The 25,976-nt window shown below is 53.4% G+C and carries 21 protein-coding genes; 10 read left to right on the forward strand and 11 right to left on the reverse strand.

Translation table 11 applies throughout. The features are described from left to right. The first annotated feature begins 3 nt into the window (after positions 1-3). The 4 genes from AC3CB2_RS05080 (at position 4) to AC3CB2_RS05095 (ending at position 4,560) form a co-directional block, all read left to right on the forward strand. The gene (locus AC3CB2_RS05080; protein ID WP_352930418.1) at positions 4-1,302 is read left to right on the forward strand and encodes an oligosaccharide flippase family protein; all 1,299 of its coding nucleotides are present in this window, start codon (positions 4-6) and stop codon (positions 1,300-1,302) included. Positions 1,303-1,307: 5 nt separating this feature from the next. Then, positions 1,308-2,207: an ATP-grasp fold amidoligase family protein gene (locus AC3CB2_RS05085; protein WP_352930417.1), complete on the forward strand. Its 900-nt coding sequence runs from the start codon at positions 1,308-1,310 to the stop codon at positions 2,205-2,207. Between the two features lie 83 nt (positions 2,208-2,290). Further along, the gene (locus tag AC3CB2_RS05090; RefSeq protein WP_352930416.1) at positions 2,291-3,262 is read left to right on the forward strand and encodes an EpsG family protein; all 972 of its coding nucleotides are present in this window, start codon (positions 2,291-2,293) and stop codon (positions 3,260-3,262) included. 125 nt (positions 3,263-3,387) lie between these two features. After that, on the forward strand, positions 3,388-4,560 hold the full coding sequence (locus tag AC3CB2_RS05095; RefSeq protein ID WP_352930415.1) for an amidohydrolase: 1,173 nt from the start codon (positions 3,388-3,390) through the stop codon (positions 4,558-4,560). A gap of 53 nt (positions 4,561-4,613) precedes the next feature. Here AC3CB2_RS05095 and ctlX read toward each other — a convergent pair whose 3' ends face one another. Next, a complete protein-coding gene (ctlX, locus tag AC3CB2_RS05100) occupies positions 4,614-5,537 on the reverse strand; it encodes a citrulline utilization hydrolase CtlX (protein WP_352930414.1) in 924 nt (307 codons plus the stop codon). Further along, a complete protein-coding gene (ocd, locus tag AC3CB2_RS05105) occupies positions 5,534-6,604 on the reverse strand; it encodes an ornithine cyclodeaminase (RefSeq protein ID WP_352930412.1) in 1,071 nt (356 codons plus the stop codon). Before ocd ends, ctlX begins: the two co-directional genes overlap by 4 nt. A gap of 148 nt (positions 6,605-6,752) precedes the next feature. Here ocd and AC3CB2_RS05110 point away from each other — a divergent pair, with 148 nt between their 5' ends. Further along, positions 6,753-7,199 carry an Lrp/AsnC family transcriptional regulator gene (locus AC3CB2_RS05110; protein ID WP_075697437.1) on the forward strand — a complete coding sequence of 149 codons (447 nt, stop codon included), beginning with the start codon at positions 6,753-6,755 and terminating at the stop codon, positions 7,197-7,199. On the opposite strand, the gene AC3CB2_RS05115 is transcribed toward AC3CB2_RS05110, so the two are convergent. Further along, a complete protein-coding gene (locus tag AC3CB2_RS05115; protein WP_352930410.1) occupies positions 7,196-8,083 on the reverse strand; it encodes a LysR family transcriptional regulator in 888 nt (295 codons plus the stop codon). The two genes, AC3CB2_RS05110 and AC3CB2_RS05115, sit on opposite strands and share 4 nt — an antisense overlap. 140 nt (positions 8,084-8,223) lie before the next feature. Between AC3CB2_RS05115 and AC3CB2_RS05120 the strand changes: the two genes are divergently transcribed. From AC3CB2_RS05120 to speB, 4 genes are read left to right on the forward strand one after another with little or no spacing between them, the layout of a single operon-like run. Then, entirely contained in the window at positions 8,224-9,246 is a 1,023-nt protein-coding gene (locus AC3CB2_RS05120) for a TRAP transporter substrate-binding protein (RefSeq protein ID WP_041768521.1), read from the forward strand. Between the two features lie 59 nt (positions 9,247-9,305). Further along, a complete protein-coding gene (locus tag AC3CB2_RS05125; protein WP_352930408.1) occupies positions 9,306-9,911 on the forward strand; it encodes a TRAP transporter small permease in 606 nt (201 codons plus the stop codon). Next, positions 9,908-11,188: a TRAP transporter large permease gene (locus tag AC3CB2_RS05130; RefSeq protein ID WP_008546870.1), complete on the forward strand. Its 1,281-nt coding sequence runs from the start codon at positions 9,908-9,910 to the stop codon at positions 11,186-11,188. The genes AC3CB2_RS05125 and AC3CB2_RS05130 overlap by 4 nt, the downstream gene beginning before the upstream one ends. 19 nt (positions 11,189-11,207) lie before the next feature. Beyond that, positions 11,208-12,176, forward strand: coding sequence for an agmatinase (gene speB, locus AC3CB2_RS05135; RefSeq protein WP_008546342.1), 969 nt, complete (start codon positions 11,208-11,210; stop codon positions 12,174-12,176). Positions 12,177-12,263: 87 nt separating this feature from the next. Here speB and AC3CB2_RS05140 read toward each other — a convergent pair whose 3' ends face one another. Continuing rightward, a complete protein-coding gene (locus AC3CB2_RS05140) occupies positions 12,264-14,825 on the reverse strand; it encodes a GcvT family protein (RefSeq protein WP_352930407.1) in 2,562 nt (853 codons plus the stop codon). Between the two features lie 49 nt (positions 14,826-14,874). Then, positions 14,875-15,732, reverse strand: a complete 858-nt coding sequence (gene purU / locus AC3CB2_RS05145; RefSeq protein WP_014285525.1) for a formyltetrahydrofolate deformylase — start codon at positions 15,730-15,732, stop codon at positions 14,875-14,877. A gap of 471 nt (positions 15,733-16,203) precedes the next feature. Between purU and AC3CB2_RS05150 the strand changes: the two genes are divergently transcribed. After that, positions 16,204-17,241, forward strand: a complete 1,038-nt coding sequence (locus AC3CB2_RS05150) for a GlxA family transcriptional regulator (RefSeq protein WP_352930405.1) — start codon at positions 16,204-16,206, stop codon at positions 17,239-17,241. Between the two features lie 61 nt (positions 17,242-17,302). Here the strand turns inward: AC3CB2_RS05150 and AC3CB2_RS05155 are convergent, their stop codons facing one another. The 6 genes from AC3CB2_RS05155 to AC3CB2_RS05180 form a co-directional block, all read right to left on the reverse strand. Then, positions 17,303-18,949, reverse strand: coding sequence for a BCCT family transporter (locus AC3CB2_RS05155; RefSeq protein WP_352930403.1), 1,647 nt, complete (start codon positions 18,947-18,949; stop codon positions 17,303-17,305). Between the two features lie 132 nt (positions 18,950-19,081). Further along, positions 19,082-20,212, reverse strand: coding sequence for an FAD-binding oxidoreductase (locus tag AC3CB2_RS05160; protein ID WP_352930401.1), 1,131 nt, complete (start codon positions 20,210-20,212; stop codon positions 19,082-19,084). Next, a complete protein-coding gene (locus AC3CB2_RS05165; protein WP_008547298.1) occupies positions 20,209-21,483 on the reverse strand; it encodes an aromatic ring-hydroxylating oxygenase subunit alpha in 1,275 nt (424 codons plus the stop codon). The genes AC3CB2_RS05160 and AC3CB2_RS05165 overlap by 4 nt, the downstream gene beginning before the upstream one ends. Positions 21,484-22,139: 656 nt before the next feature. Next, positions 22,140-22,652, reverse strand: a complete 513-nt coding sequence (locus AC3CB2_RS05170) for a sarcosine oxidase subunit gamma (protein ID WP_352930399.1) — start codon at positions 22,650-22,652, stop codon at positions 22,140-22,142. Positions 22,653-22,665: 13 nt separating this feature from the next. Continuing rightward, positions 22,666-25,668 carry a sarcosine oxidase subunit alpha gene (locus AC3CB2_RS05175; protein WP_352930398.1) on the reverse strand — a complete coding sequence of 1,001 codons (3,003 nt, stop codon included), beginning with the start codon at positions 25,666-25,668 and terminating at the stop codon, positions 22,666-22,668. After that, positions 25,649-25,966, reverse strand: a complete 318-nt coding sequence (locus AC3CB2_RS05180; protein WP_352930396.1) for a sarcosine oxidase subunit delta — start codon at positions 25,964-25,966, stop codon at positions 25,649-25,651. The genes AC3CB2_RS05175 and AC3CB2_RS05180 overlap by 20 nt, the downstream gene beginning before the upstream one ends. Between the last annotated feature and the right edge of the window lie 10 nt (positions 25,967-25,976).

The following is a 25,976-nucleotide window of genomic DNA, read 5'->3' on the forward strand; positions in this document are numbered from 1 at the left end:
TCTATGATTTCGCGTCTGCTCAGACATGCTGCTGGCATTAAAGTACTCGTTCTTAAAGGAACTGAGGCACTGGCAGGCGCGGCCATGACGATCTATCTAGCGCGTATTCTTGGGCCCGCAGAGTTTGGCGTGTTCGCCTTTGGTTTGGCAACAATCATGTTATTGGCGATTCCGATTAAGAATGGCGCTTCAACATTGATCACCAAACACGTGGCAATCGCTCGGGAAGGTAATGGGGCAGAAAAAGCCTCACCACTCTTGAAGACAGGCATACGCCTATCATTGATCTACGCATCTGCAATCATCATGGCTCTTTGGGGTGCCGTGATGATGAGCGATAGCGAGAACGTGTTTATTGCGAGCGTTGCAGTATTCTCTTTGGTACTGCCATTCCTGTGCGTGACAGGCCTGATGGAAGGTGTTTTACGCGGTAGTTTTCGCCCAAATGCAGCTATCCTTGTCGGCACTGTTCTCGTGCCGCTCTTGGTACTCGGTGTCGCGTTTCTATTAACAGAGCAAATGCGCGCTGAGGGATGGGCCTACGCTGTATATCTTTACATCGGAGCCGGTGCAGCAATCACTGTTTTGAGCATCACACTCGCATGGCCTTACCTTCGCTCTCTGTTCTCTCAGCACGACGGTTCATCAATGAATGGCACCGAATGGCTCAGCCTTGTTGCACCATTTGCCGTTGTAAGCGGACTTCTGATCTTCAACCGGCAAATCGACACCATCCTTCTGGGAACGCTTGCTGGCGAAACGGAAGCCGGTATCTACCGCATAGCAGCTCAAGCCTCAGTGCTCGTCACATTTGGGGTACAAGCGATTGGTCACCTCTATGCTCCGTACTTAGCTACAGCTGACAAAACGACAGCTACCCCGCAGATCTCGGGATACCTGCGCAAAAGCGTGATCTTTTCATTAGGATTTGGAGTGTTGTCTTTAGTCCTGCTGGCTATCGGGGGGGAGCAAATTATCAGGTTACTGGCGGGCCTGGAGTACCTGCCAGCCTATCCGGTAATGCTGATTTTATGCTCTGCAAATCTGGTGGTCGCAGCAAATGGAGCGACTATGCAGGCGCTTTACATGCAGGGTCACCAAAAGCAAACCGCCTGGATCTTTTTTTGTGCCGGTATTTTCTCAGTTGCAGCAAACTCAGCATTGATCCCATATCTGGGCATAACTGGAGCGGCAATCGCGTCATTCACCGCAATTCTGACGTGGTCCTTGGGCTTGCGTTGGTTAGCTTGCCGAGTATGGCAGCTTTCGTTTCTAACACTTTTACCTCGCGGCCAGGAGTGAAATTCATGAAGTTACAAAACTTCCTTCCAACCGGACATTTCTGGGACAACGCCTTATCAGTTTTGAACGCACGCAAGCGACTGGGTTACTTCCCGAATCCACGTAACCCGCGCAGCTTTAACGAGCACATCCTCGCGCAGAAATGGGCGTTTAGAGGTGATTTGTCGTTGGCTACACGAGTTACCGACAAGGCTGAGGTTAAGGCGTGGCTTTCTGAAATCGGGATGGATCACCTCATAGTTCCATCTCTCGGTGTTTTTGAAAACACTTGGGAAATAGAGGCATTTCATTTTTCTGGTGAACTCATCGCCAAATCGACACATGGTAGTGGTGAAGCGCTGATCCGAACTGCGAAGGATGGCCGGGCATTCTCTTTGGAAGATTTGGAGATCTTTCGTAGCTGGTTCTCTGAAGACTATTACAAGCGTAGCCGGGAGCCCAATTACAAAGGACTGCGTAAGCGCATAATTGTAGAGCCATTACTACGGGATGAAACGGGTAATCCTCCGAAAGATTTCAAATTTTTTTGTGCGGATGGTGAGCCATTCGCCATTCAGGTAGATCATGGTCGGTACACACGTCACACACGTCAGCTTTACGATACCGATTGGCAACTTCTGCCATACTCAATGTGCTACGAGCGTAACCCGTCGCCGATGACAAAACCTGCTCTGATGGACGAAGCGTTAGAAGCAGCACGACAGCTTTCAAAAGGTTTTGGTTTCGTGAGGGTTGATTTCTACTTCATGCCATCGGGCTTAAAGCTTGGGGAGATGACGTTCTTTCCGGGTAATGGTGCCGAAAAATTCTCCCCACTGGAGGGAGACGCTGAGATGGGTAGGCGAATTAGGAATATTCGCGGTGGCGGCACCATGCAGGCAGGACGGCTTGCTCAAGGGACGTAGAACCAATGTTGCCATATGTTATCATCAGTGGTGTTGTCTACTCGGGAAGCATGTTGTCTGTATTTGACAGGCGCACTTCTTTTATGAGTTGGACAGTTCTGGCATCCTTCGCCATTGCCTTGAGTGTGTTCATCGGTTTTCGTTTTGAAGTTGGGAAAGACTGGTTACAGTATAACTACATCTTCAAGTTGATCACTGAGATGCCTTTCATCAACGCAATGGCTTTTACTGATGCGGGCTATGGCTTTCTGAATTGGCTTTCGTTTCAGCTTGGGTTCGGGATATCAGCTGTCTTCTTCTTTTGTGCTGTGATCCTAGTAGTTGGGCTGGTGATGTTTGCCGCCTTAACACCTTATCCTTGGCTGGCTATGGCAGTTGCAATGCCGCACATTGTGACAATCATGGCCATGGACCATGTCAGGCAAACGACCGCTTTGGGTTTTATCCTGATCGGTCTCGCACTTCTGGCGCATAACCGGGTCAGAATGTTCCTGGTTTGCATTTTACTTGGGGCACTGTTTCACCGAACTGCAATTTTATGCCTGATATTTTGGCTTGTACTCACCCAAAAAAACCGTCTCCTACTATACCCGGCAATCCTTGGGATTTGTGCGCTTTTGGTGGAGTTTCTGCTTGCAGATCGCATTGGTGTTTACGTGTTGCGCTATGTGGAGACCTCCGCAGGATCAAGAGGAGCACTGGTCAGACTAACATTCAACGCTTTACCTGCCATTGGTTTCCTGATTTACGGGAAGCACGCAAATCTTCCTGAGCGGCTCTATAAAGTTATGAGGATGATGGCATGGGCCGCGGTATTTTCTTTGATCCTTCTGCCACTGCTTCCGTCTGCTGTCATCATTGATCGCATCGGAAAATACTTCCTCCCGGTTCAAATCCTGTTCTTTCCTCTGATTGTATCGGTGTTTAGAGGGTACGCCCTTCGCTTTGTGACAACGTCGCTAATATGTGCCTATTTGTTCCTCACGCAGTTTTATTGGCTCTATACAAGTGAACTGGCGGACTACTGGGTGCCTTATAAAATGACACAGTTTTGAGGACGGCTCCGAATCCAACAAATAACCCGGCCCAAACCGGCAAAATCTGTTGCGCCGCGGGTGAGGTGATATAGGTTTCCTCAAAACACTTTGAGCAGATGCTCGGGTTTGGGAAGGATGTTTTTATGTTGGATGCAGCTGTTAAGGCTCTGACGGAGGATCAGCTGGAGGAACTTACGAAGGTTCGCCAGACGTTGCATATGTCGCCGGAAGCCTCTGGGGAAGAAGAGCAGACGGCGCGGTTTGTGGTGGAGCAGCTGGAGCAGATTGGTGCTGACCGTGTTGTCAGCGGGATTGGCGGCTTTGGTGTCATTGCCGAATATCAAGGGGCTGCAGACGGGCCAACGGTGATGATCCGGTGTGAGCTGGATGGCCTGCCGATCGAGGAGATCTCTGAGGTTCCTTATCGGTCGCAAGTTCCGGGTAGGGGGCATCTATGCGGTCATGATGGGCATATGGTGATGGTACTGGGCGTCGCGTATATGCTGGCAAAATATCCACCGCAAAAGGGACGTGTGCTGCTCATGTTCCAGCCAGCGGAAGAAACCGGGGCAGGTGCGCCAGCCGTCATTGCGGATCCAAAGTTCGCAGAGTTCCGCCCAGATTTTGCATTCTCATTACATAACCTGCCGGGCCGCCCGATGGGAGAGGTGAGCATATGCCGTGAATATGCCAACTGTGCCTCTCGCGGCATGCAGATCAACCTGCGTGGCAAGAGTTCTCACGCGGCAGCGCCGGAAGATGGCCTGTCTCCAGCTGCTGCAATGGCGACACTCATGGGTGAGCTGGCTGCACTGGGTGCTGGCAGGGAAATGAATGATCAGTTTGCGCTCAGCACCTTAACCCATGCTCGTTTGGGAGAACCGACCTTTGGCATTGCGCCGGGCTTTGGCGAGCTGCGCGTCACGCTGCGCTCCATTAGTGATGCTTTGATGGATGATATGGTCGCGAGGGCAGAGCAAGCTGTTGCGAGTGTAACGAAAGATCTGGAAGTCTCCATCTCCTGGCACGACATCTTTCTGGCTTGCGTCAACCATCCTGAAAGCCGCGATCACATCATTAAAGCTGCAATGCACAATGGTGCGGTGCTGAAGGAGCTGGATTTTCCAATGCGATGGTCGGAAGATTTTGGTCGGTTCGGATTGGATGGAGCCAAATCAGCCATGTTCTTTTTAGGCTCAGGCGAAAACCAACCTCAGCTGCATAATCCGGACTATGACTTCCCGGATGAGCTGACCCCAATAGGTACTGCAATGTTCACCACATTGATCGACCAGCTGCTTGGGTTAAATGATTGATCTTTAAAGCTCATGCCCGCCGAGGTTTAGCGCGGCGGGCATGAAAATTCATATCAGTGGCGTGGTGACAAATGCAGTCCCGCAATCGTGCAGCGCACGGAACCTCCGGCCAGTTCCAGTGTCGGAATAGCGAGCGGCAGCAATGTTGCAGAAGCTGAGATCCGCTCTCGTTGCTCTTCGGTGAGAACATCATATGCGGTCTGCGAAAGTGCAAGCAGTGGGCCGTCCTTGCCCATCAGCTCGATTGCATTGCCTGCAAAAGAGGACACCTGCGCATTGCTCAGCTCAATCACGTCACGTCCAGTCGATTGCAGACGAGAAACTACTTCAGCTCGCCGTGCAGTGTCCGTGATCATCTCGGTGCCGATAAGCGCAAAGTTGGTTCCAACACACATCAAAACATTGGTGTGGTAGATGGAGGTGCCTTTGTCGTCTTCCGCCGCGAACACCATTGGTTCGAAGTTGAAGTGCGTGCAAAAACGCTCCAGTGCAATCGGGTTGGTCCGGTCACTTTCAACCGCATAGGCCACACGGTCGATATGATCGAGCACCATGGCACCGGTGCCTTCAAGGAAAAGACCATCCTGCTCAAGGCCGGAGTAATCAATCACATCCTGCACACGGTAGTTGCTCTTGAGCATCTCAAGAATGTCCTGACGACGCTCCAGACGGCGGTTTTCTGCCTTCATCGGAAAGATGGCCACATGCCCGCCCGCATGGGTAGAAAACCAGTTGTTCGGGAAAACGCAATCCGGGAGCCCCGGATTGTCGCCCTCAAACACATGCACCCGAACTCCATGAGCTTCCAGCCGCGCAATCATGGCAGAGTGCTCTTCGTAAGCCTGCTTGGCATGGTCCGCATCTGTTGTGATCTCAGCCTGAAAGGCGTTGTCTACAGCAGTTTCAGCGTTGACTGAGAAGTGATGGGGCCGAACCATCACAACGGCACCCGGGGCCTGAACTGAGGTGCGGTTCATACAGTCTCTCCACCTTCAGGATTGGCGCGCATCACCATTCCAAAAAGGTCGCGCGGATCATCCGGATCTGCCAGCATGTCCAGATCGTGGTAGAGGCCAGTGCCTTCCAGCTGATCGCGAACGTAACGCAGAGCGGAGAAGTCTTCTGTCGCAAAGCCAACGCCATCGAACAGTGTAATCTGCCGGTCGCTGGTGCGGCCCTCTGCCTGTCCGGTGATGACCTTCCACATTTCAGTAACCGGGAAGTCTTCTGGCATCTGCTGAATTTCACCTTCAACGCGGGTCTGTGGTGGATATTCAACAAACACGTCAGAGCGGGAGAGGATGCCGCTGGCAAGCTCGGTTTTGCCCGGGCAGTCGCCACCAATCGCGTTGATGTGCACACCGGTGCCGACCATATTGTCGGAAAGAACGGTCGCATTCTGCTTGTCAGCCGTACAGGTGGTAATGATCTGTGCGCCAAGAGCAGCTTCTTCTGGGCTCTTGCATGGCTGCAAGGTCAAACCACGACCTTCCAGATTGCGCATCAGTTTTTCTGTCGCCTTCGGATCAATGTCATAAAGGCGCAAGGTTTTGATACCGCAGATTTCCTTCATGGCCAGCGCCTGAAACTCGGACTGAGCTCCGTTGCCGATCATGGCCATGGTGTGGGCATCCTTTGGAGCCAGATGCTTGGCTACAACAGCGGAAGTCGCGGCAGTGCGCAGCGCGGTGAGAACGGTCATCTCGGTCAGCAGCACCGGGTAGCCGGTGTAAACATCAGCCAGAAGACCAAAGGCAGTTACAGTCTGCAGACCTTCCTTGGTGTTCTTTGGGTGACCGTTCACATACTTGAAGCCGTAGGTCACACCGTCAGAGGTTGGCATCAGCTCGATAACGCCTTCCTTGGAGTGGGAGGCCACACGAGGGGTCTTGTCAAACAACTCCCAGCGACGGAAGTCCTCTTCCACATACTCGGCAATGCCGGAGAGCATGGTTTCAACGCCAATGCGGTGAACCAGTTTCATCATGTTGTCGACGCTGACGAATGGAACGAATGCACGTTCTGACGGGGCTGGGGCTGACATGAGCTTTCCTCAAGTAATTACAGTTTCCCTAGTATCAACTGTACAAATTGCAAAAAACATATCAATCTTGCTAAGTATGCAAGATAGTTTTTGACAGATTGCTATGTGATTTTTATATTATTGTTAAACTCATGGGTTGAGGCGGGGTATGAAGCAAAACCAGATTGCGAAACACATATATGACGACCTTGACAGGCAACTGATCGGCCTGTTGCGTCAGGACGGGCGTGCTCCGGTTTCAAAACTTTCTCAGATTATGGGTGTCTCAAGGGCGACCGTGCAGGCGCGGATGGATCGCCTTCTGGAGACGGGGGCACTTCTTGGGTTTACTGCCCGAGTGCGCGAAGATTATGACAGCGGCGAAATTAGAGCAGTCATGATGATCGAGGTGATGGGGCGCAACACCTCGCAAGTCATTCAAAAGCTTCGCGGTTTGCCAGAGCTTCAGGTGCTGCACACCACAAGTGGAAAGTGGGATCTGGTCACAGATATCCGCGTCGAAAACCTCTCGGAGTTCGACCGCGTGCTGCGTGAAGTACGCCTGATTGAAGGCGTCATGAACAGCGAAACCAGCATCCTCCTCTCAAGCGTCTAAATCACCCCTTCCTGCAGCAAGGCCTTGATGAACCATTCCACCGCCTGTCTGTGAGACTGGGATTTGCGAGAGGCGACATAAAATTCTGAGGTCCACGTCAGGTTAGGGTGCTCCAGCAAACGCATATTGCCGGTTTCAACCCACTGCGTAGCATAATGATCTGGCAAAACGCCCAGAAACTTACCGCTCAGAATAAGCGCAGCGGCAGCTTCCATGTTGGTCACTATTGCTTTGGGCTCAGGTGTTTTGGCATCGCGTGCAACAATCATATCGTAGGAACGCTGGCACACAGCGTGATTACTCAGGATCTCCGGCGAGATCTCATCCTTGTCCGCATCAAACAGCTCATGCTCGCGGCCACAGTAGAGAAAGTGGTTTTCGCTGCAGACCTTGATGTATTCCAGCTCATCCCGCTTACGCTTAAAGGGCGCCAACGCAATATGCAGACTGCCGGTGATCAGACCCTCTTTCAGGTCATTGGGTGAGGCAACAACGATCTCCAGATTGACATCGTTTTCCTTTGAAAAGAACCGCTGCAGCGCAGGCACAAGCGGAAAGCCCGGCAGGCTGATCACCGTATCCACGATACCAATGCGCAACTGTCCGGTGATGGTGCCACGTAGCTCCAGAAGCTCCGCATCAAAGTCCTCAACCATCCGGATGATCTCGCAGGCTTTCTCATAGGCGATCTTGCCGCGCTCGGTCAGCTGAAAGCCACTGCGCCCGCGCTCACACACGCGATATCCCAGCGCTATTTCCAGATCTCTGATCCGGCAACTGATAGCGGATTGAGAGATCCCCAACCGGAACTGAGCCTCTGAAAAACCACCACATTCCACCACAGCACAAAATGCTTCCAGGAGATTGTTTCTGAGAAGTTTCATCTAATGTTCTTTCTGTTCTCAGATAATTTAATTACATTGATATATTTCATGTAAACATAACTTATTTGATATTTTTTCTCAGTTCAACATCGAGTGTGCTGGTGGCGAGGAAGGAAGAGCGAGTTCTGTGGGAGGATCAAATGAGCTCAATTCTTAAGTCGCTAAAAGCAATGACTGCTGCAATGGTTCTGAGTGCTGCACCGCTCAGCGCCCATGCGGAAGACTGGAAGTTCGCTATTGAGGAAATTCCAGGCTCCATCATGGATGCGTATGCGCAGGAGTTTAAAAAACGTATTGAAGCCAAAACCAACGGGGATGTGACCATCACAATCTTCCCGATGGGCACACTTGGCACACCAACAGACACGGTTGAACAGGCAACGGACGGGCTGATCCAGTTCACCAATGTTTCCATCGGCAATCTGGGTACCATTGTCCCGGAAAGTCAGATATTCCTGCTGCCTTATCTGTTCCCCTCTGATGCCAAGGCAGTCTCTGACATTCTGAACAACTCCAAGACCATCTACGGTGATCTGAATGATGATTTCCGAAAGCGTGGTCTGGAAGTACTGACCATGTACTCCGAAGGACCGCAGGTCTGGACGACGAACAAGGAAATCAGAAACCCGGATGATTTCTCCAACTTCAAGATGCGCGTGATGGTCTCTCCAATCCTGCTGGAGACCTACAAGAACATGGGCGCTAGCCCGACACCGCTGCCATTTGGTGAAGTGTTCGGCGCATTGCAGCTCGGTGCCGTTGATGGACAGGTCAATCCAGTCCCGACCATCGAGGAAATGAAGTTCTATGAAGTGACCGATTACCTCATCTGGGCAGGGGAGCAAGAGCTGGTGACCACAGTTGTTGCCGGCACAGACTGGTTCGACACACTTTCACCAGATCGTCAGAAACTGGTCCGGGAAACCATGGCCAGCATGTCTGGCTTCATCGATGGCGTTGTCACGGATTTCAACCAGAAACGTCTCGATATCATCAAGTCCAGCAAGCCGGATATCAATCTCGTTGTTCTGTCGGAAGAAGAGCGTGATGTCTTCCGCGCCCGCAGCGAAGCAACTGAAAGCGCGTATGTGGAAGCGGCAGGTGATCGCGGCAAAGTTCTGCTCGACGCTCTGAGAACTGAGATCGCGTCAACTCATCAATAAAGGAATACCCACACTCCAGCGAATAGCATGGGGTGTGGGCTCACTGGAGGAGGGAACCGATGGAACCCCGTTCTGTCCCCTTTAAGCTCCTCGGGAAAGTTGACGGCATAATCTGCAAGATTGAGGTCTTTATCCTCAGTTGGGGCATCATCGCCATGGCCGTAAACACCATCGCGAATGTGTTCGGGCGCTATGTCTTTCATCAGTCGATCTACTTCTCAGAGGAACTCAACGAGTTCTTGATCGTCATCATCACGTTCATGGGACTGGGCTATGCCACGCGAAAGGGCATCCACATTCGCATGTCCGCAATCTACGACGCATTACCGAAAAAGGTGCGCAAGATCCTGATGATCCTGATCACGATCATGACCGCAACAATGATGGCCATCCTCACTTGGTACGCCGTTGAATATGTTGCCAAAGTTGCCAGCCGTGGCCGGGTCACACCTGCGCTGCAAGTGCCGCTTTATCTCACCTACATCTGGGTGGTGATCGGCCTCGCTCTGGCAACCCTGCAATATCTCCTGACAGCTCTACGAAACCTCAATCTGGCTGAGGAGGAGATCTACGTCTCCTATCTGGAGGTGGACAGCTACGAAGACCCGGAAACAGCCGCTGCTGTGGCGCGCTTCGTAGAAAAAGAAGAGGGGGCTGCGAAATGACAGAACTCATGCTCACGGTCATGATCGCCCTGCTGCTCTTCGGCTTTCCCATGAAGATGCCGCTGATCTCGGCAGCTTTCATCGGCTTTCTGATCTACTTTCCAAACTTCAGCCCGCAAATCCTGATCCAGCAGATGATCGGCGGCGTCAAGCCATCCGCCTTGGTGGCGGTGCCCATGTTCATCTTGGCGGCGGATGTTATCACACGAGGCCATTCAGCCGATCGTCTGATTGATGTGGTGATGCGGTTCATGGGGCACATCAAAGGCGGTCTGGCCATATCGGTCACCAGCGCTTGTGCGTTGTTCGGAGCGGTCTGCGGCTCAACGCAGGCCACCGTGGTGGCGGTTGGTGGCGCCATGCGTCCACGCATGCTCAAGTCCGGCTATTCAGACAGCTTCACCATCGGCCTCATCGTCAATGCCGCTGATCTCGCCTACCTGATCCCGCCATCCATCGGCATGATCATCTACGGGGTCGTCTCAGGCACCTCGATCTCTCAGCTCTTCATTGCCGGGATCGTACCTGGGCTGATCATCGTGGCATTCTTTTCTGCCTACTGCATGTGGCATGCCTATAAGCACGACATTCCGGTGCTGGAACGCTCAGACTGGGGCGAGCGACTGACGGCCGTCAGACGTGCCGTCTGGCCTATGGGCTTCCCGGTTATCATCGTCGGTGGCATCTATGGCGGTGTCTTCTCGCCAACAGAAGCAGCGGCCATCTGCGTGCTCTATGCGGTTGTTCTGGAAGCCTTGATCTTCAGGTCCATCCGCCTGCGAGACCTACCGGACATCGCTCTCTCAACGGGCGCAATCACCTCCGTGGTGTTCATCCTGATTGCAGCAGGCGCGGCGTTCTCGTGGACCCTGTCTTTTGCGCAGGTGCCACAAACCATCATCAGCTCACTGGGCCTCAACGAAGCCGGTCCAATGCTCACGCTGACCGCGATCATTCTGGCCTTCTTCATCGGCTGTATGTTTGTCGATTCAATCGTAGTGATTTTGATCCTGGTGCCAATCTTCGCACCGCTCATCAAATCCACAGGGCTGGATCCGGTTCTGGTCGGTGTTCTCATTACATTGCAGGTCGCCATTGGGGCAGCCACACCACCATTCGGCTGCAACCTGTTCACGGCCATCGCTGTGTTCCGCAGACCGTTCGTGGATGTTGTACGCGGCGTACCGCCATTCCTGCTGATCCTGCTGCTGACCACAGCGCTGGTGATGGCGTTCCCACAAATTGCGTTGTTCCTCCCGGAACTCGCCTACAGATAATCAAGTAACGGAGAAAAATATGTCTGAACATGGATATGCGTCCGGGCGTTTGAACCTGCCATTTGTCGGCATCTCAACCTTTGGCAAAAAAGAGTATGTGTGGGATTGGGATGCCATTGATGCAGACGTAGCAGTCCTCGGTGCACCATTTGATTTCGGCGCACAGTGGCGCTCAGGTGCACGCTTTGGCCCACGTGCTGTCCGCGAAGCATCCACGCTGTTTTCCTTCGGTCACGCAGGGGCTTACGACCATGAGGATGATGCAACCTATCTGGGCGGCGATGTTCGCATCGTTGACATTGGAGATGCAGACATCATTCATACGAAAACCGAAGAAAGCCACGCAAACATTCAGGTGGGCGTCAAAAAGATTCTGGACGCAGGCGCTCTGCCTGTGGTGATTGGCGGAGACCACTCCATCAACATCCCATGCATTCGTGCGTTTGAGGAAGACTGCGCCAAGAACGGTCCAATCCACGTCATTCAGATCGATGCACACCTCGATTTCGTAGATGAGCGCCACGGCGTCACGGAAGGCCACGGCAACCCGATGCGCCGCGCGATTGAGAAAGACTACGTCTCCGGAATGACCCAGCTCGGCATCCGCAACGTGTCCTCAACCGCCAAAGAAGGCTACGACGATGCCCGAGCAAGGGGCTCTGACATCCTGTCCGTCCGTCAGGTGCGTGAACTGGGGCCGGAAGCAGTGCTCAGCCGCATTCCGGAAGGTGCACGTTATTACGTGACCATCGATATCGACGCCTTCTGCCCATCCATCGCATCCGGCACAGGCACCCCAAGCCATGGCGGTTTCCAGTACTATGACGTTCTGGAAATCCTGCAGGGCCTCAGTAAACGCGGCGATGTGGTTGGCATGGACCTGGTGGAAGTTGCCCCAGCATACGACCCATCAGATTCAACCCAAATCCTAGCCGCCCAACTCCTCCTCAACTTCATCGGCTTCATCTTCCATAACAAGAAAAGCTGATTGAGCTTAAAGCGCTTAAAACCAAAAGAAATCCCGGGTCACAGCCCGGGATTTTCATCTTGAGGAGTTGGAGTTGAGAACCGCAAATCAGCTTCGTGGTTTCAGGTTCTCCGGGTCATAAAGCGGAGCGTAGCCGATGCCAACAACTTCAACCGGGTACACCTCGTCGAAGTAAGAAACTTCAAGCTTGCGGCCTTCCTCGCAATACTCTTTGGGCAGGTAGGCCAGAGCGATGTTTTTGCCGATGCTCGGGCCGTAGGCAATGGACGTTGTGTAGGAACGCCGGCCCAGTTCATCCATCAAAGTTTCACCCGTCTCTGGATGCATCACAGGCAGGTTGCCAACCGGGAAGCGGGCCACACCGTCCTTGTCGATGTTGTCTGTCATCACCAAAGTGCAGAGCATTGCTGGCTGAGCCTCACGGGCACGATATGCAACATGCTTCTCCTTGCCCCGGAAGTCAGCAGCCTTCACCTTCGGGCGAGCCAGGTCAGCCTCAAACAGATTGTACTGCGTATGCAGATCAGCATTTTGCAGGCGCAGGGATTTTTCAAGACGGCGCGAGTTTGCGTAGGTCTCAACACCAACCGCGATCACTCCAATCTCACGAAGGGCATCCCAAACGGCAAGACCATCCTCATAGCGCATATGCAGCTCCCAGCCTTGCTCCCCCACATAGGAGATGCGGAAAGCGGAAACCGTTTTGCCTGCAATAGTAATCTCTCGGATAGCTGCAAACGGGAAGTTCTCCACGCTCAAAGCGTCAGGATCATCAACCACCTTCTGCAGGTTCTCACGGGCATTCGGGCCCCAGATGCCAATAGTGGTGTAATCCTCAGTCACATCAGTGATGGTCACGTCCCAGCCGTTATCATCTGCAACGCGCTGCATATAAACAAGATCACGCGGCCCTGCATCAGCGCCATTCACCAGCCGGCAGCGGTCTTCCATGCGGAACACGGTAAAGTCTGCACGCACATTGCCATCATCATCCAGCATGTGGGTGTAAATGCCTTTGCCGATGTTGTTGTCACCGCCAATCTTGGCAGCACACAACCACTCCATAAGCGTGACATGGTCCGGGCCGGAAATATCCGTGATGTGGAAGTGTGAGAGGTTGATGATGCCGCAATCCTCACTCATCTCCAGATGCTCGGCATTGGAAACCCGCCAGAAATGTCGGTTGTCCCACTCGTTCTCGCGCTCAGGCACCCGGTTGCCGTGCTTGACCAGCAAATGCTCGTTGGCCGCATACCCATGGGCACGTTCCCAACCACCCAATTCCATGAAATATCCGCCCAGCTCAACCTCACGCTCATAAAACGGCGAGCGCCGAATGCCGCGCGCATTGGCAAAGGGCTCACGCGGATGAACCGGTGGGTTATAGATCTTCTTCGCTGTTTCCCAGCAGCGATCATGAATGTACTGCTCGTTCAGCTGGAACTCGTTGAACCGGGAAAAATCAACGGAGTTGTGGTCGATATGGGTCTTGCCATGGGTCATCCAGTCAGCAATCAACTTGCCCATACCCGGACCATCTTTGATCCAGATGCCAACCGCATACCAAAGCCCGCGCAGCTTGCGGCTTTCACCCATGGACGGGCCGCCATCGATGGACGTTTGCAACAGGCCGTTGAAGGAATGGCTTTCGTTGAACCCAAGCTCTGCCAGAACCGGCGTTAGCTCCATAGCCTTCTCAAGCGGCTCAATCACATCTTCAAGCACCAGATCCCGCTGAGATGGCGACAGACGGGCCTGATCCTTCTCCAGGATCTCACGTGGGTGAACAAGGCGAGGGTTTTCCTCGTAATAGTAACCCCATTCGATTTGACCACCCTCAGTGCTCTTCGGATCGCCTGTATCTCGCATATAGGCTGAGTTGCCCTGATCTCTCAAAAGCGGCATGCCGATCTCGGCGCCGGTGCCTTCAAACTCGTTGTAAGGACCAAAAAAGGTGAGGGGGTGATCCACCGGCATAACGGGTAGGTCTTCTCCCGCCATCTCTGCAATCAGGCGGCCCCACAGCCCTGCACACACCACCACGTGATCCGCATGGATCGTGCCACGCTCTGTCACCACGCCGGTGATGCGGCCATCTTCTGTCACCAGTTCCAGCGCGGAGGTGTTTGCGAAAATCTTTAAGTTGCCGCTATCAACACCCTGATCAATCAGCTTGCCCGCGACGGTCTGCGAGCGCGGCACCACAAGGCCAGCGTCCGGATCCCACATGGCGCCCTGGATCTGATCTTCTTCCAGAAGCGGGAACTTCTCTTTTGCTTCTGCTGCACTGATGATCTTCACATTGGTGCCAAACGCCTTGCCGGAATCCACGCGTCGCTTCAACTCCGCCATGCGTTCGTCATCACCCACACGGGCCACTTCCAAACCACCGATGCGCGCGTAGTGGCCCATTTTCTCATAAAAATCCATGGAATACATGGTGGTCCAACAGGTCAGCAGATCGTGGCTGGTGGCATAGCAAAAGTCAGAGGCGTGCGCCGTGGACCCGATATCTGTCGGAATGCCAGACTTGTCGATGCCGACAATGTCGTCCCAGCCGTTCTCAATGAGGTGATGAATGACCGAGGCTCCAACAATGCCGCCAGCGCCAACAATCACAACTTTCGCTTTGCTTGGAAATGCGGACATGATCTCGATCCTTTACTTCAGTAGAGCACTCGCTGGTGTGGGGGAGCATTTATGAGGTGAAGACGACGGTGCTGTTTTCGTTGAGCATGACACGGCCTTCCAGATGGTATTTGACCGCCCGGGCCAGCACGCGCGATTCAATATCGCGGCCTGTTGCCACGAAATCCTCGGCTGTCATACCGTGGTTCACACGCTCGGTTTCCTGTTCAATAATCGGCCCTTCATCCAGATCAGGCGTAACGTAATGCGCCGTCGCGCCGATCAGCTTCACACCGCGGTCATGGGCCTGATGGTAGGGCTTCGCGCCTTTGAAGCTTGGCAGGAACGAGTGGTGAATGTTGATGATCATGCCGAAGAACTTGCTCGACATCTCATCCGTCAGCACCTGCATGTAACGCGCCAGAACCACAAGCTCAGCATTGGTGCTTTCAATCAGTTCCGACAGCTTGGCTTCCTGCTCAAGCTTGTTCTGCTTGGTGATCGGCCAATGGTGGAACGGAATACCTTCATGATCTGCAACGCCCTGACTGTCCGCATGGTTGGAGACAATCGCCACAACCTCCGCATCCAGCCAACCCACTTTGATCTGATAGAGCAGATGCAGCAGGGCATGATCAAATCTGGAGACCATGATGATGATCTTGGGCCGCCGCGAGAAATCCTCCACCTTCAGCCGCATCTTGAACCGATCAACGGCAGGCGACATGGCCAACTCCAGCGCGGCCTTGTCTATGTTTTCAGGCACACGCACGGCAACGCGCAGGAAGAACTGGTTGGTCTTGCGATCGCAGAACTGGTTCGCTTCAACAATATTCGCGCCGCGGGACGCCAAAGCAGAGGTCACTGTCGAAACAATGCCCGGCTGATCAACACAGGTGAAGCGGAGGATGAAGGTGGTCTCACTCACTGGAATTGTCTCTCCCAATCAAATTCCCAAATGAAACAAGGCGTTTTGCAGCGACCTTGGCATCATCAAACCATCAATTTGGCGAGATTTACTGCCTGGAAATAGGAGATTTGCGTCACAATGGGATTACCCAGACGACATTTGCCGCCTCAAACACTCCCCATCTCACACCTGATCAATTTTCACGGCAAAGCAAATTCAATGCATAGCCAACCAGACTCAAATTAAGTATAAATACTGCATGACTTAGACGCGTTTGCTGCATCTCTTCTGATTGGCAGTGCCACGATCAAACAGGCAGTCAACAGAAAGGGAAACGGCAATCGCAGATCAAGTCGGAATGGTCAGAGCAACAGGATATTTGTGCCACTGAAGACAGGTTGAAACTGACCGGGATCGCATGGACCCGGAGCAAGAATGCCCATGGAGACATAGGCTGAGACCGCTCCGCATTTTGGGAGAGCATCTTGTATGATACAAGCGACCTCGCAACCGACCACCGCGCCTCGCAAACCTGTTGCCAGGCAGGAGAAAACCCGCTTGTCCGTGGGCTTCATCCTCGCCAAACGCTTCACCCTCTGCGCCTTTGCCAACTTCGTGGATGTGCTGCGCCTTGCTGCTGATGAAGGCGACCGCAGCCGTCCGATCCTGTGCAACTGGACGGTTCTCTCCGACACCATGGACCCGATCCCGTCAAGCAGCGGCATCTCCGTACATCCAAAGGAACGACTGGGAGATCCACGAAGGTTCAACTATATCGTTGTCGTTGGTGGCCTGATTGAAGACGGCACAGATCTGAGCGCGGGCTATCAGAACTTCTTGCAGGAAGCCGCTGCTGCCGGAGTGCCTCTCGTGGGCGTTTGCACCGGCGCATTCCTCCTGCACCGCGCCGGATTACTGGATGGATACCGCAGCTGCGTCAGCTGGTTCAGCCACTCCGATTTCAAGGAACAGTTCGACGGGCTTGATCCGGTGACTGATCAGATCTTCGTGGTCGACAGAGATCGTCTCACCTGTGCTGGCGGCGTCAGCTCTGCGCATCTGGCTGCCTATCTGGTGGACAAACATGTAGGCACGGCACATGCCAACAAAAGCCTGCACATCATGATCATCGATGATGCTCATCAGGCAGAAAAGCCCCAACCGGGAATCCCGCTGGACCTGAAAACACAAAATCCCATCGTGCAACGTGCGCTGCACATCATGCAGCAGAACATTGACGCCCCGATCTCCATTCAGGAAATTGCGCAGCGCATGGGCAAGAGCAAACGCCAGATTGAGCGCTACTTCCGCCTGTCCTTGGAAACCTCACCGCAAGTTGCGTTCCTCAACATCCGGCTGGACCTTGCCCGCCATCTCGTTCTCACCAGCCAGAAGTCCGTCGCCCAAATTGCGGTCGACTGCGGGTTCTGCGATTCATCCCACCTCAGCCGCATGTTCCGCCGCCGGTATGGCTGCACGCCGCAGGTTTTGCGCGGTCTGCCTGCGCCTCAGGAACAGGTCGCCTGACACAAAAATGCCGCCGAGGCCTAAACCTCAGCGGCATCTTCATTCGCAAAATCAGTCAGTTCTATCGAGGTTCGCTCGCCAGACCGCGCCAAATCGCAACGCACATGATAAGCAGCACGATTGTGAACGGCAGACCGGTTGAAATCACCATGGATTGCAGCGACTTCAGGCCGCCTGCAGAAAGCAGCAGCACAATCGCAATCAGACCCTCAAACAGACACCAGAACACGCGCTGTGGCGCAGGCGCATCCACTTTACCGCCAGCAGCAATAGTATCGATCACCAGAGAGCCGGAGTCGGAGGAGGTGACGAAGAACACGATCACCAGAACGATGCCCACAAAGCTTGTGATGGAGGCCCATGGCATGGCGTCCAGCATGGTGAACAGCTGAACCGGCAGAGCAGCTTGCTGAACGGCGGTGTAACCGTCATTGACGATCTGGCTGATTGCAGCACCGCCAAAGATGGACATCCAAAGCACGCACACCAGAGATGGGATCAGCAGCACACTGACAAGGAACTCACGAACCGTACGTCCACGGCTCACACGTGCAATGAACATGCCCACAAATGGTGACCAGGAGATCCACCAGGCCCAGTAGAACGAGGTCCAGCCTTGCATGAAGTTTACATCTTCACGGCCAACCGGACTGGAAAGGGCAGGCAGATACTGCAGGTAAGCGCCGAGGTAGTTCAGAACATCCGGCAGCAGGATCATGCTTGGGCCAGCGATAACAACGAACATAACCAACAGAACGGCAAGGCCCATGTTGATCTCAGAAAGCAGCTTCACACCTGCTTCCAGACCGCGCACAACAGAAACCAGAGCAACTGCGGTGATGCCAGTAATCAGAATAACCTGCCACGTGCTGTCAATCGGCATGCCAAACAGCTTGTTAAAGCCAGAGTTTGCCTGCACGGCACCAAGGCCAAGAGAGGTTGCCAGACCGAACAGGGTCGCGAATACCGCCAGAATATCAATGATATGACCCGGCCAACCCCACACGCGTTCACCGAAGATCGGATAAAAAGCAGAACGGATGGTGAGTGGCAGACCTCGGTTATAGCTGAAGAACGCAAGGCTCAAACCAACCACAGCGTAGATCGCCCATGGATGCAGCCCCCAGTGGAAGATGGAGGCCGCCATACCCAGACGGATCGCTTCTTCCTGCGTCGCTGCTGCACCAAGGGGAGCCCAGTCAGTGCGCACGCCATCAGCTCCAACGGTGGTGCCGCCAAGAGCGGAGGAAAAGTGGCTGATTGGCTCAGAAACGCCGTAGAACATCAGGCCGATGCCCATACCAGCGGCAAACAGCATCGAAAACCAGCTCATGTAGCTGAAATCAGGTGTCGCTTCCTTACCGCCAAGGCGGATCTTGCCATAAGGGCTGACCACGAGAACCAGACACAAAATAACGAAGATATCGGCAGAGCCGATGAAGAACCAGTCAAAGCCTTTGGTCACTGTCGAAAACAGCAGGCTGAAAACGGAGTTTGCCTGTTCTGGCAAAAAGAGGGTGTAAGCAACAAAAGCAACAACAGTCAGCGCTGAGATCGCAAATACCGGATTGTGAATGTCAAAGCCGATTGGCCCAAGTTTTCCTTCAATATTGTCTTGGCCAAGACTGTAATCCGAGTCTGCCAGTTCGTCCGATGGACTATCTAAAACCCCCGCCGGGGGGCGGTCGGTATTGCGTAAATCAGTCATGCAGCTTCTCCTGTGTTGGACCTTCTATTTTGTGGTCAGGAGAGATCCTTCGGCTGGACCTTTCTTATCGTTCTTGTTGATCGGATACCCGTTTTTTGTGTTTGTTTTCAATGGTTGGGGGAGCGTCTGACACTAAAGGTCTACTTCAATGTCAGAAAGTGGTGTCGTGCAGCAGATCAGAATCTTACCCTGATCGATCTCCCGTTTGCGAATGCCGCCGCCATGCTGCATGTCGGTTTCACCCGAAACGAGTTGAGATTTACATGTCCCGCAAATACCGCGCTGACAGGATGCCATCGGCAAAATGCCAGCCTCGCGGGCTGCGGAAAGGATCGTCATACCCGGACCACACTCCACCACATGGCCGGTCTTGGTAAAGCTGACACGGTAGGTCTGATCGCTGATTTCCGGTGCAGCAACCTGTTCTTCAAACGTGCCGGCTGTTTCAGCGCCAAAATCAAAGCTCTCTTCATGGTAGTTGGCCATGTCGAAGCCTGCTTCCTGCAGCATGTTCTGCACGCCTTCCATAAAGCGGGCAGGGCCACAGCACAGGATCTTCCTGTCTTTGAAGTCCGGTGACATCAGCGAAAGCATTTGCAGGCTCAGCCGTCCCTCAAACCCACTCCAGCTGTTATGACCGGATGTAGTACTGCACGTGAAGGACAGCTTGAAGCTAGGGTTCTGTGCTGCCAGCAACTCCAGTTCATTCTTAAAAATGATATCCGCCGGAGTGCGTGCTGCATGAATAAAATGCAGATCAGTGGGCGCACAAAGATCACAGGCCGTGCGTGTCATGGACATCATCGGCGTAATGCCACTGCCAGCAGAAATGAAAAGCAACTTCTCTTCCTGCGTGGCATCCGTGGTGAAGTCACCAGCTGGGCCGGAAACGTTCACTTCCTTGCCTGGCACCATATTGTCCAGCAGCCAATTTGAACCCGGACCACCCGGCACCCGTTTGACTGTAATTTCAATGCGGTAAGGCCGCGCAGCACTGGCTGAAATCGTATAGCTGCGCATGATCATGCCTTCGACAGGAAGCTCAAAGGTCATGTGCTGGCCGGGATAAAATCTGAAAACACGGGGCTCACGCGCAGAAAACAGGAATGTTTTCACATCATGCGTTTCCTGCCGAACCTGCCGGCAGACCAGAACATCATCCACCTCCGGATCCCACATGGGGATCCGGGTTGCTTCGGTGAAGTGCTCTTCATCGTAGTCCGTGACGGTTTTCAGATCATCAAAAGTTACATTCTGGGTCATGCATCCGCCATTTCAATAGTATCGGCAGGCATGTGCGCTTTATGGCGCTCAATGTACCATTCACACAGTGCCTCAACATGCGGCTCCGTGTATTCAGAATAAGGCCCTTGCTCATAAGCCGGGTCTTCACTGCCCAGCTGCGCCAACCGCACAAGATCCGCATCCTGCTGGTTGGTCATCATCCAGACCTGCTTAAGATTGTCGAGATTGTAATCCTCTCCCTCAATCGCATCTTTGTGCACCAGCCACGTGGTCCGCACCAGTGTGCGATCCGGCGACAACGGGAAGGACGCAAACGTCACGATATGATCGCTCATGAAGTGGTGCCACGAGTTGGGGTTGTGCCAGAAGCTCAGGCCACCCAGCTTGGCGTCTTTGAAATCACCAAGAAGCTTCTTACAGGCAATCTTGGTGTCCAGCGTGTGAGACTCACCTTCACCCATCAAAGGCAGACGAATGCAGCGGAAACTGGTGGTATTGGAAAGCTTGTCCACCTCAGCAGACGGCAAGCCCGCAGCCTCCCAGCGCTTATGCTCGCTCTCGAGCAGAGACAGGTACTTGTTAACGTCCGCAGTGCGCCGTTCATCCATCTCATCAGGGGAGAAGCCAAAGCCGAACTCGGAAAGCGGCACGGTCAGCTGCGGATGCGTCCCTTCGCAGTGATAGCATTCGCGGTTGTTCTCAAGTGTCAGCTTCCAGTTGCCTTCCTCCACCAGATCAGCGGTATAGGCCACCTTGCAGTTGGCAATATCATGAGGCGCAATATACCGCTCCATGGTCTGCGCCATCTCCTCGATGTCTTCCGGCGGGTTCTTGGCAAGGCAAATGAAGAGCAGGCCAGCAATGGAGCGCACATGTACGGTCTTCAGACCATGGCAGGTCTTGTCAAAGTCCTTGCCCATATGCTCGGCCAGAATGAGCTCACCATCCTCATTGTACGTCCATCCATGATAACGGCAGACAATGTTGCCGATGGTCGCTTCAGGCTCATCAATGAGCTTCGCACCGCGATGTCGGCAGATATTGTGAAAACCACGGATCTCCATGTCATCACCGCGCAAAAGCAGAACAGATGTCTTGCCAATCTCTACGGTGATGCAATCACCTGGTTCGGGAAGTTGAGGTTCAACAGCCACGAAAATCCAGTGCTTGCGAAAAAACACTTCCATGTCCAGATCAAGAATGTCGGGAGCACTGTAGAAGGGGGCTCTGAGGCTTTTGCCCTTTTCGCGGTGAGCTATAAGATCTTTGATATAAGACGGAACGCTCATGTTCAGATACCTCGGCTAAAATGGTGCCTGGGGAGTTGACCGGTGCAGGTTGCTGAGATGACCAGGTTTGATGCCTGATCGCGACAAACGAGTGAGTTGAGGGGCGAATCTGACTCCAGGGAAAACGAGCACAGATTCCTCTTGGGATTTAGATGCTTGGGGCATCTGCTTAAAGTGACAAGTGAAAGGCGTCGGGAGACTTTATTGTAGCTCTGCCGAACCTGAGGGGGACAATGATCAGCGACCATCATTGGCTCAGCACAGAAGAGCCTTTGGTCTGCTTGCAATCCGGAAGACTTGAGCGGAGCACAAGCCCTGAAAAATGCTGACTGATACACTTTAAGCCTCCCTCTTATAGTGCGGCAGCTCTCCTAATTTTCAGGTGCCGTATCTTTGCGTCACGCATCCGAAAATCGAGAGTAATCAGGAAATCTAGTTCGAATTAATCTCACACTGGCAGGAAGTTTGAGGCATTTTGCCAGTAAAAATGCGACGCCTGAACACTGTGATTGGTGTAATCATGACAAGCGCTCAACTGCACGCAGCAACGCCTTGCCAAATCAGCGGATGCTGATGCAGCCCATGTCGCAATACTTCTGGTGGAATCTGTTGGAAGTCGTGGGTCACTCAAGGGGAACGCCATAAAAAATGCGGCCCTAAAGGCCGCATTCAAACTCTTTTGTCGCTACCGTCAGCAGCCCCATCACATGGGGCACAAACGATCGCCAGACATCCAGCCGAAATTGGTTCTGTTCTTCCCGCGTCAGGATCACCTGCACACTATCAAAAACAGTCCGCACCCCACGCCCAACAGTCAGCTCCTTTAGGTTACGCGGACACGACGTGGATAACAGCTCCTCAGCTTCTGGTCCGGAAATCCGGATACTCACTTCACGGCTGGAAACCTCCGTCAGACTATGAATAGCATCTGCATAAACTGCCGCCAGAGGTTCTTTGATCTTCGCTCGCTCATCCATCGGGCAGGTCAGCATCCATTCATCCGGCCCCAACTTGAGAGCCGTCACGTTGCCCGACTGAACCATCTCGCTGATGGACGAAGGCAGCTCAAATCCGAGGGCTTTTGACATAGCAACGGTGTTTTCGCGTTTACAACGCAAACTAAAACGGCCCATCGCTGGCAAAGTTTCGACTGTGGTGTTGAAAGCCATTTGCGCCGCTCCTTTAAAGATTTATCCGCTCGCCATCAGGATCGTAAAACACGGTCCCGGTAACGGTTGCACGATGGGTTTGTCCCGGCATCGGAATGTCAATCGACTTCCCACCCCGCTCAAAACCACCTTCAATCAAGGCCATAGCAATGGAACGACCCAAAGCTTCACTCCAGTAGGAAGATGTCACATGTCCCAGCATCTTAGCCGGAATGGAGGTATCCCCAGACTCCACAATCTGCGCGCCTTCTTCCAGCACAACACTCGGGTCTTCCGTCAATAGCCCGACCAGCTGTTTCCGATTTGCGAGCAACATGTCAGGCCGCGTCAAAGACCGCTTGCCGACAAAGTCTGGCTTCTTCTTACCAATCGCCCAGGTCAGCCCCGCATCAGCAGGTGTTACTGTCCCATCCGTGTCTTGGCCGACGATGATGTAACCCTTTTCTGCGCGTAAAACATGCATGGTTTCAGTACCGTAGACACACATGTCATACTTCTTGCCTTCCTGATAAAGCATCTCCCAAAGCGCCCGACCATGCTCAGATGGAACGTTCACTTCAAAACCCAGCTCCCCAGTAAAGCTAACCCGGAACAACCGCGCCTCAAATCCACCAACTGTACACTCCCGCAGCGCCATATGCGGAAACGCTTCGGCAGACAAATCGGTGCCTTCTACGAATGGTTCCAATACCTTACGGGCGTTCGGGCCATTGAGCGCTATGGTGGACCACTGCTCAGTTGTTGACGTCAACCATACATCCAGATCCGGCCATTCGGTCTGCAAAAAGTGCTCCATCATGGTCAAAACTCGTGCAGCACCGCCAGTTGTCGTCGTCACATGGAACCGATCCTGACTTATCCTCCCAATCACACCATCATCACGAATGAACCCATCTTCACCCAGCAGAAGTCCATAACGGCACCGACCCGGCACTAGCTTGGTCCAAGGATTGGTGTACATCCGGTTCATGAACTCGGCTGCATCTGGTCCCACCACCTCGATTTTGCCGAGAGTAGAAGCATCGAACATGCCCACGGAAGCACGGGTTTCTCTGCATTCTCGCGCAACAGCCGCGTGTATATCTTCGCCAGCCTTTGGGTAGTACCATGCACGGCGCCAGAGGGAGACAGGCTCAAAAACGGCACCGTTTTCTTCTGCCCAACTGTCAATGTTGGTCTTGCGCGTTACCTCAAACAGCTCATCCTTGTGGTAACCCGCAAAGGTGCCAAAGGTGGTCGGCGTGTAAGGCGGACGGAAGGTTGTTAAACCAACCTTTGGGGCAGGGCGTCCCAGCTCGTCAGCTGCGATCTTCAGCCCGTTCATGTTGGACATCTTGCCTTGATCGGTCGCCATGCCATTGGTTGTAAAGCGCTTTACGTGCTCAATGGAGAGCATACCTTCACGCACGGCAAGACGAATGTCCTTTGCTGTCACGTCATTCTGGAAGTCCACAAATGCCCGGCGAGCTAACTTATCATCGTTGCTCGGCAGCTCTTCCATCACGATGCCAGACCCGGCCCGGTCTCCATCCACATCAACCGAAATGGTTTTCGCAGTCTGTCCCAAAGAGGTCAGTGCTTGCTCCGCTGCATGCACACCATCATCAAACGCTGCCTGCTGGCTCCACAAACCGCGACCACCACCCGCAATATGGCAGCGCTCTGTCTTCTCACCGGGAAGGAAAACCTCATTCTCCTCATCCCAATGCAAGCTGCCTTTGGTGTGAGAGAACAAATGCAGCGACGGGGTCCAGCCACCACTCATCAACACTGTATCGCAGGAAACAGACGTAATATCAGAGACTTTCCCGTCACCCGTTACCCTGCCAACCTGAACGCCAGAAACGCGTTTTTTTCCCGCAACACTCGTAACGGTGTGACCTGTCTTGACAGTTATGCCCCGCGCTTGCGCCTCAGAAAGCAGATGATCGCCAACGGAAGAACGCACATCAACCAGAGCAGAGATCCTCACACCCGCATCAGCCAAATCAAACGCCGCATACCAGGCGGAGTCGTGCGAAGTCATAACAACAGCAGCGTTGCCAACCTTCACCCCATAGCGGTTGAGGTAAGTCTGCGCAGCACTCGCCATCATCACGCCCGGGCGATCATTGCCATCAAACACCAAAGGCCGCTCTAGCGCCCCTTGCGTCAGAATGACTTCCTTAGCCCGAATACGCCACATCCGCTCTCGCGGTGCACCTGCTGGCGGATATGCCAGGTGGTCCGTCAGCTTCTCAGCTACGCCCACCATGTTCTCATGGTAGTACCCAATCGCAACAGACCGTGTCATGATGCGTACATTCGAAAGCGCACTAAGCTCTTCAATAGTTTCAGAAAGCCACGCTTCAACAGGCTTACCATCAATGTTCGCAGGTGCTTCAGAAAGTAGGGAGCCACCCAATTCCCGGTTCTCATCCACCAGCACCACGTCCGTACCATTGTGTGCCGCAGTGAGCGCTGCAGCAAGCCCTGCAGGGCCAGCGCCAACAATCAGCAGTTCAGCGTACAAATAGCGCGAAGCATAGGTGTCTGCATCCGGCTCGCTTGGTGAAACACCCAAACCAGCAGAAGCACGAATGACCGGCTCGTAAACCTTGTCCCAAAAGCTCTTCGGCCACATGAAGGTTTTGTAGTAAAAGCCTGCCGCAAAAAGCTTATGCAGCTTGTCGTTGATCGCACCAACGTCGAAGTTCAGGCTCGGCCACTTATTCTGGCTGACAGTTGTCAGTCCTTCATAGATCTCCTGAACCGTGGCGCGCGTATTCGGCTCAAACCGCCCAGCACCTCCGCGAGACGTCCCGATTAGAGCATTGGGCTCTTCTGATCCCGCAGTCACCGGTCCACGAGGGCGATGATACTTGAACGAACGCCCCATAAGATGCACGCCATTCGCCAGCAGGGCAGAAGCGACCGTATCGCCCTCAAACCCTTCATAGGAAACGCCATCAAAGGTGAAGCGAATGCGCTTGTCGCGATTGATGCGACCTTTGCCCTCAACTCTCAAGTTGCTCATTGCTCTCTTCACCTTCTTCAGAACCAGTCGGACGAGGCTGCCCAATCTCATAGGTCGCGATAAACTTGTCGCTCACGGTGTTGCGCAAAGCATTGAAATAACGCCCACATCCATGCGCATGGCGCCATTGCTCAGCGTGATCACCACGCACATTGGAACGAATGAACAAGTAGTCCCGCCACTCAGCATCACTCTGCTCAGCAGGGTTCAGTGGGCGAGCAATATGCGCTTGTCCTGCATACTCAAACTCAAGTTCGGGTAGTTTTTCCTTGCAATAAGGACAGTGAATTAAAAGCATCGGCTGCCTC

This window comes from Pseudovibrio sp. SCP20, assembly GCF_057774105.1.

Excerpts from the sequence above, each read along its gene's own strand:
- AC3CB2_RS05165 (WP_008547298.1), bottom strand. The coding sequence starts at position 21,483 with ATGAGCGTTCCGTCTTATATCAAAGATCTTATAGCTCACCGCGAAAAG.
- AC3CB2_RS05140 (WP_352930407.1), bottom strand. The coding sequence starts at position 14,825 with ATGTCCGCATTTCCAAGCAAAGCGAAAGTTGTGATTGTTGGCGCTGGC.
- AC3CB2_RS05120 (WP_041768521.1), top strand. The coding sequence starts at position 8,224 with ATGAGCTCAATTCTTAAGTCGCTAAAAGCAATGACTGCTGCAATGGTT.
- AC3CB2_RS05160 (WP_352930401.1), bottom strand. The coding sequence starts at position 20,212 with ATGACCCAGAATGTAACTTTTGATGATCTGAAAACCGTCACGGACTAC.
- AC3CB2_RS05170 (WP_352930399.1), bottom strand. The coding sequence starts at position 22,652 with ATGGCTTTCAACACCACAGTCGAAACTTTGCCAGCGATGGGCCGTTTT.
- AC3CB2_RS05095 (WP_352930415.1), top strand. The coding sequence starts at position 3,388 with ATGTTGGATGCAGCTGTTAAGGCTCTGACGGAGGATCAGCTGGAGGAA.
- AC3CB2_RS05085 (WP_352930417.1), top strand. The coding sequence starts at position 1,308 with ATGAAGTTACAAAACTTCCTTCCAACCGGACATTTCTGGGACAACGCC.
- AC3CB2_RS05115 (WP_352930410.1), bottom strand. The coding sequence starts at position 8,083 with ATGAAACTTCTCAGAAACAATCTCCTGGAAGCATTTTGTGCTGTGGTG.
- ocd (WP_352930412.1), bottom strand. The coding sequence starts at position 6,604 with ATGTCAGCCCCAGCCCCGTCAGAACGTGCATTCGTTCCATTCGTCAGC.
- AC3CB2_RS05155 (WP_352930403.1), bottom strand. The coding sequence starts at position 18,949 with ATGACTGATTTACGCAATACCGACCGCCCCCCGGCGGGGGTTTTAGAT.
- AC3CB2_RS05080 (WP_352930418.1), top strand. The coding sequence starts at position 4 with ATGATTTCGCGTCTGCTCAGACATGCTGCTGGCATTAAAGTACTCGTT.
- AC3CB2_RS05150 (WP_352930405.1), top strand. The coding sequence starts at position 16,204 with ATGATACAAGCGACCTCGCAACCGACCACCGCGCCTCGCAAACCTGTT.
- ctlX (WP_352930414.1), bottom strand. The coding sequence starts at position 5,537 with ATGAACCGCACCTCAGTTCAGGCCCCGGGTGCCGTTGTGATGGTTCGG.
- AC3CB2_RS05175 (WP_352930398.1), bottom strand. The coding sequence starts at position 25,668 with ATGAGCAACTTGAGAGTTGAGGGCAAAGGTCGCATCAATCGCGACAAG.
- AC3CB2_RS05125 (WP_352930408.1), top strand. The coding sequence starts at position 9,306 with ATGGAACCCCGTTCTGTCCCCTTTAAGCTCCTCGGGAAAGTTGACGGC.
- AC3CB2_RS05090 (WP_352930416.1), top strand. The coding sequence starts at position 2,291 with ATGAGTTGGACAGTTCTGGCATCCTTCGCCATTGCCTTGAGTGTGTTC.
- speB (WP_008546342.1), top strand. The coding sequence starts at position 11,208 with ATGTCTGAACATGGATATGCGTCCGGGCGTTTGAACCTGCCATTTGTC.
- AC3CB2_RS05110 (WP_075697437.1), top strand. The coding sequence starts at position 6,753 with ATGAAGCAAAACCAGATTGCGAAACACATATATGACGACCTTGACAGG.
- AC3CB2_RS05180 (WP_352930396.1), bottom strand. The coding sequence starts at position 25,966 with ATGCTTTTAATTCACTGTCCTTATTGCAAGGAAAAACTACCCGAACTT.
- AC3CB2_RS05130 (WP_008546870.1), top strand. The coding sequence starts at position 9,908 with ATGACAGAACTCATGCTCACGGTCATGATCGCCCTGCTGCTCTTCGGC.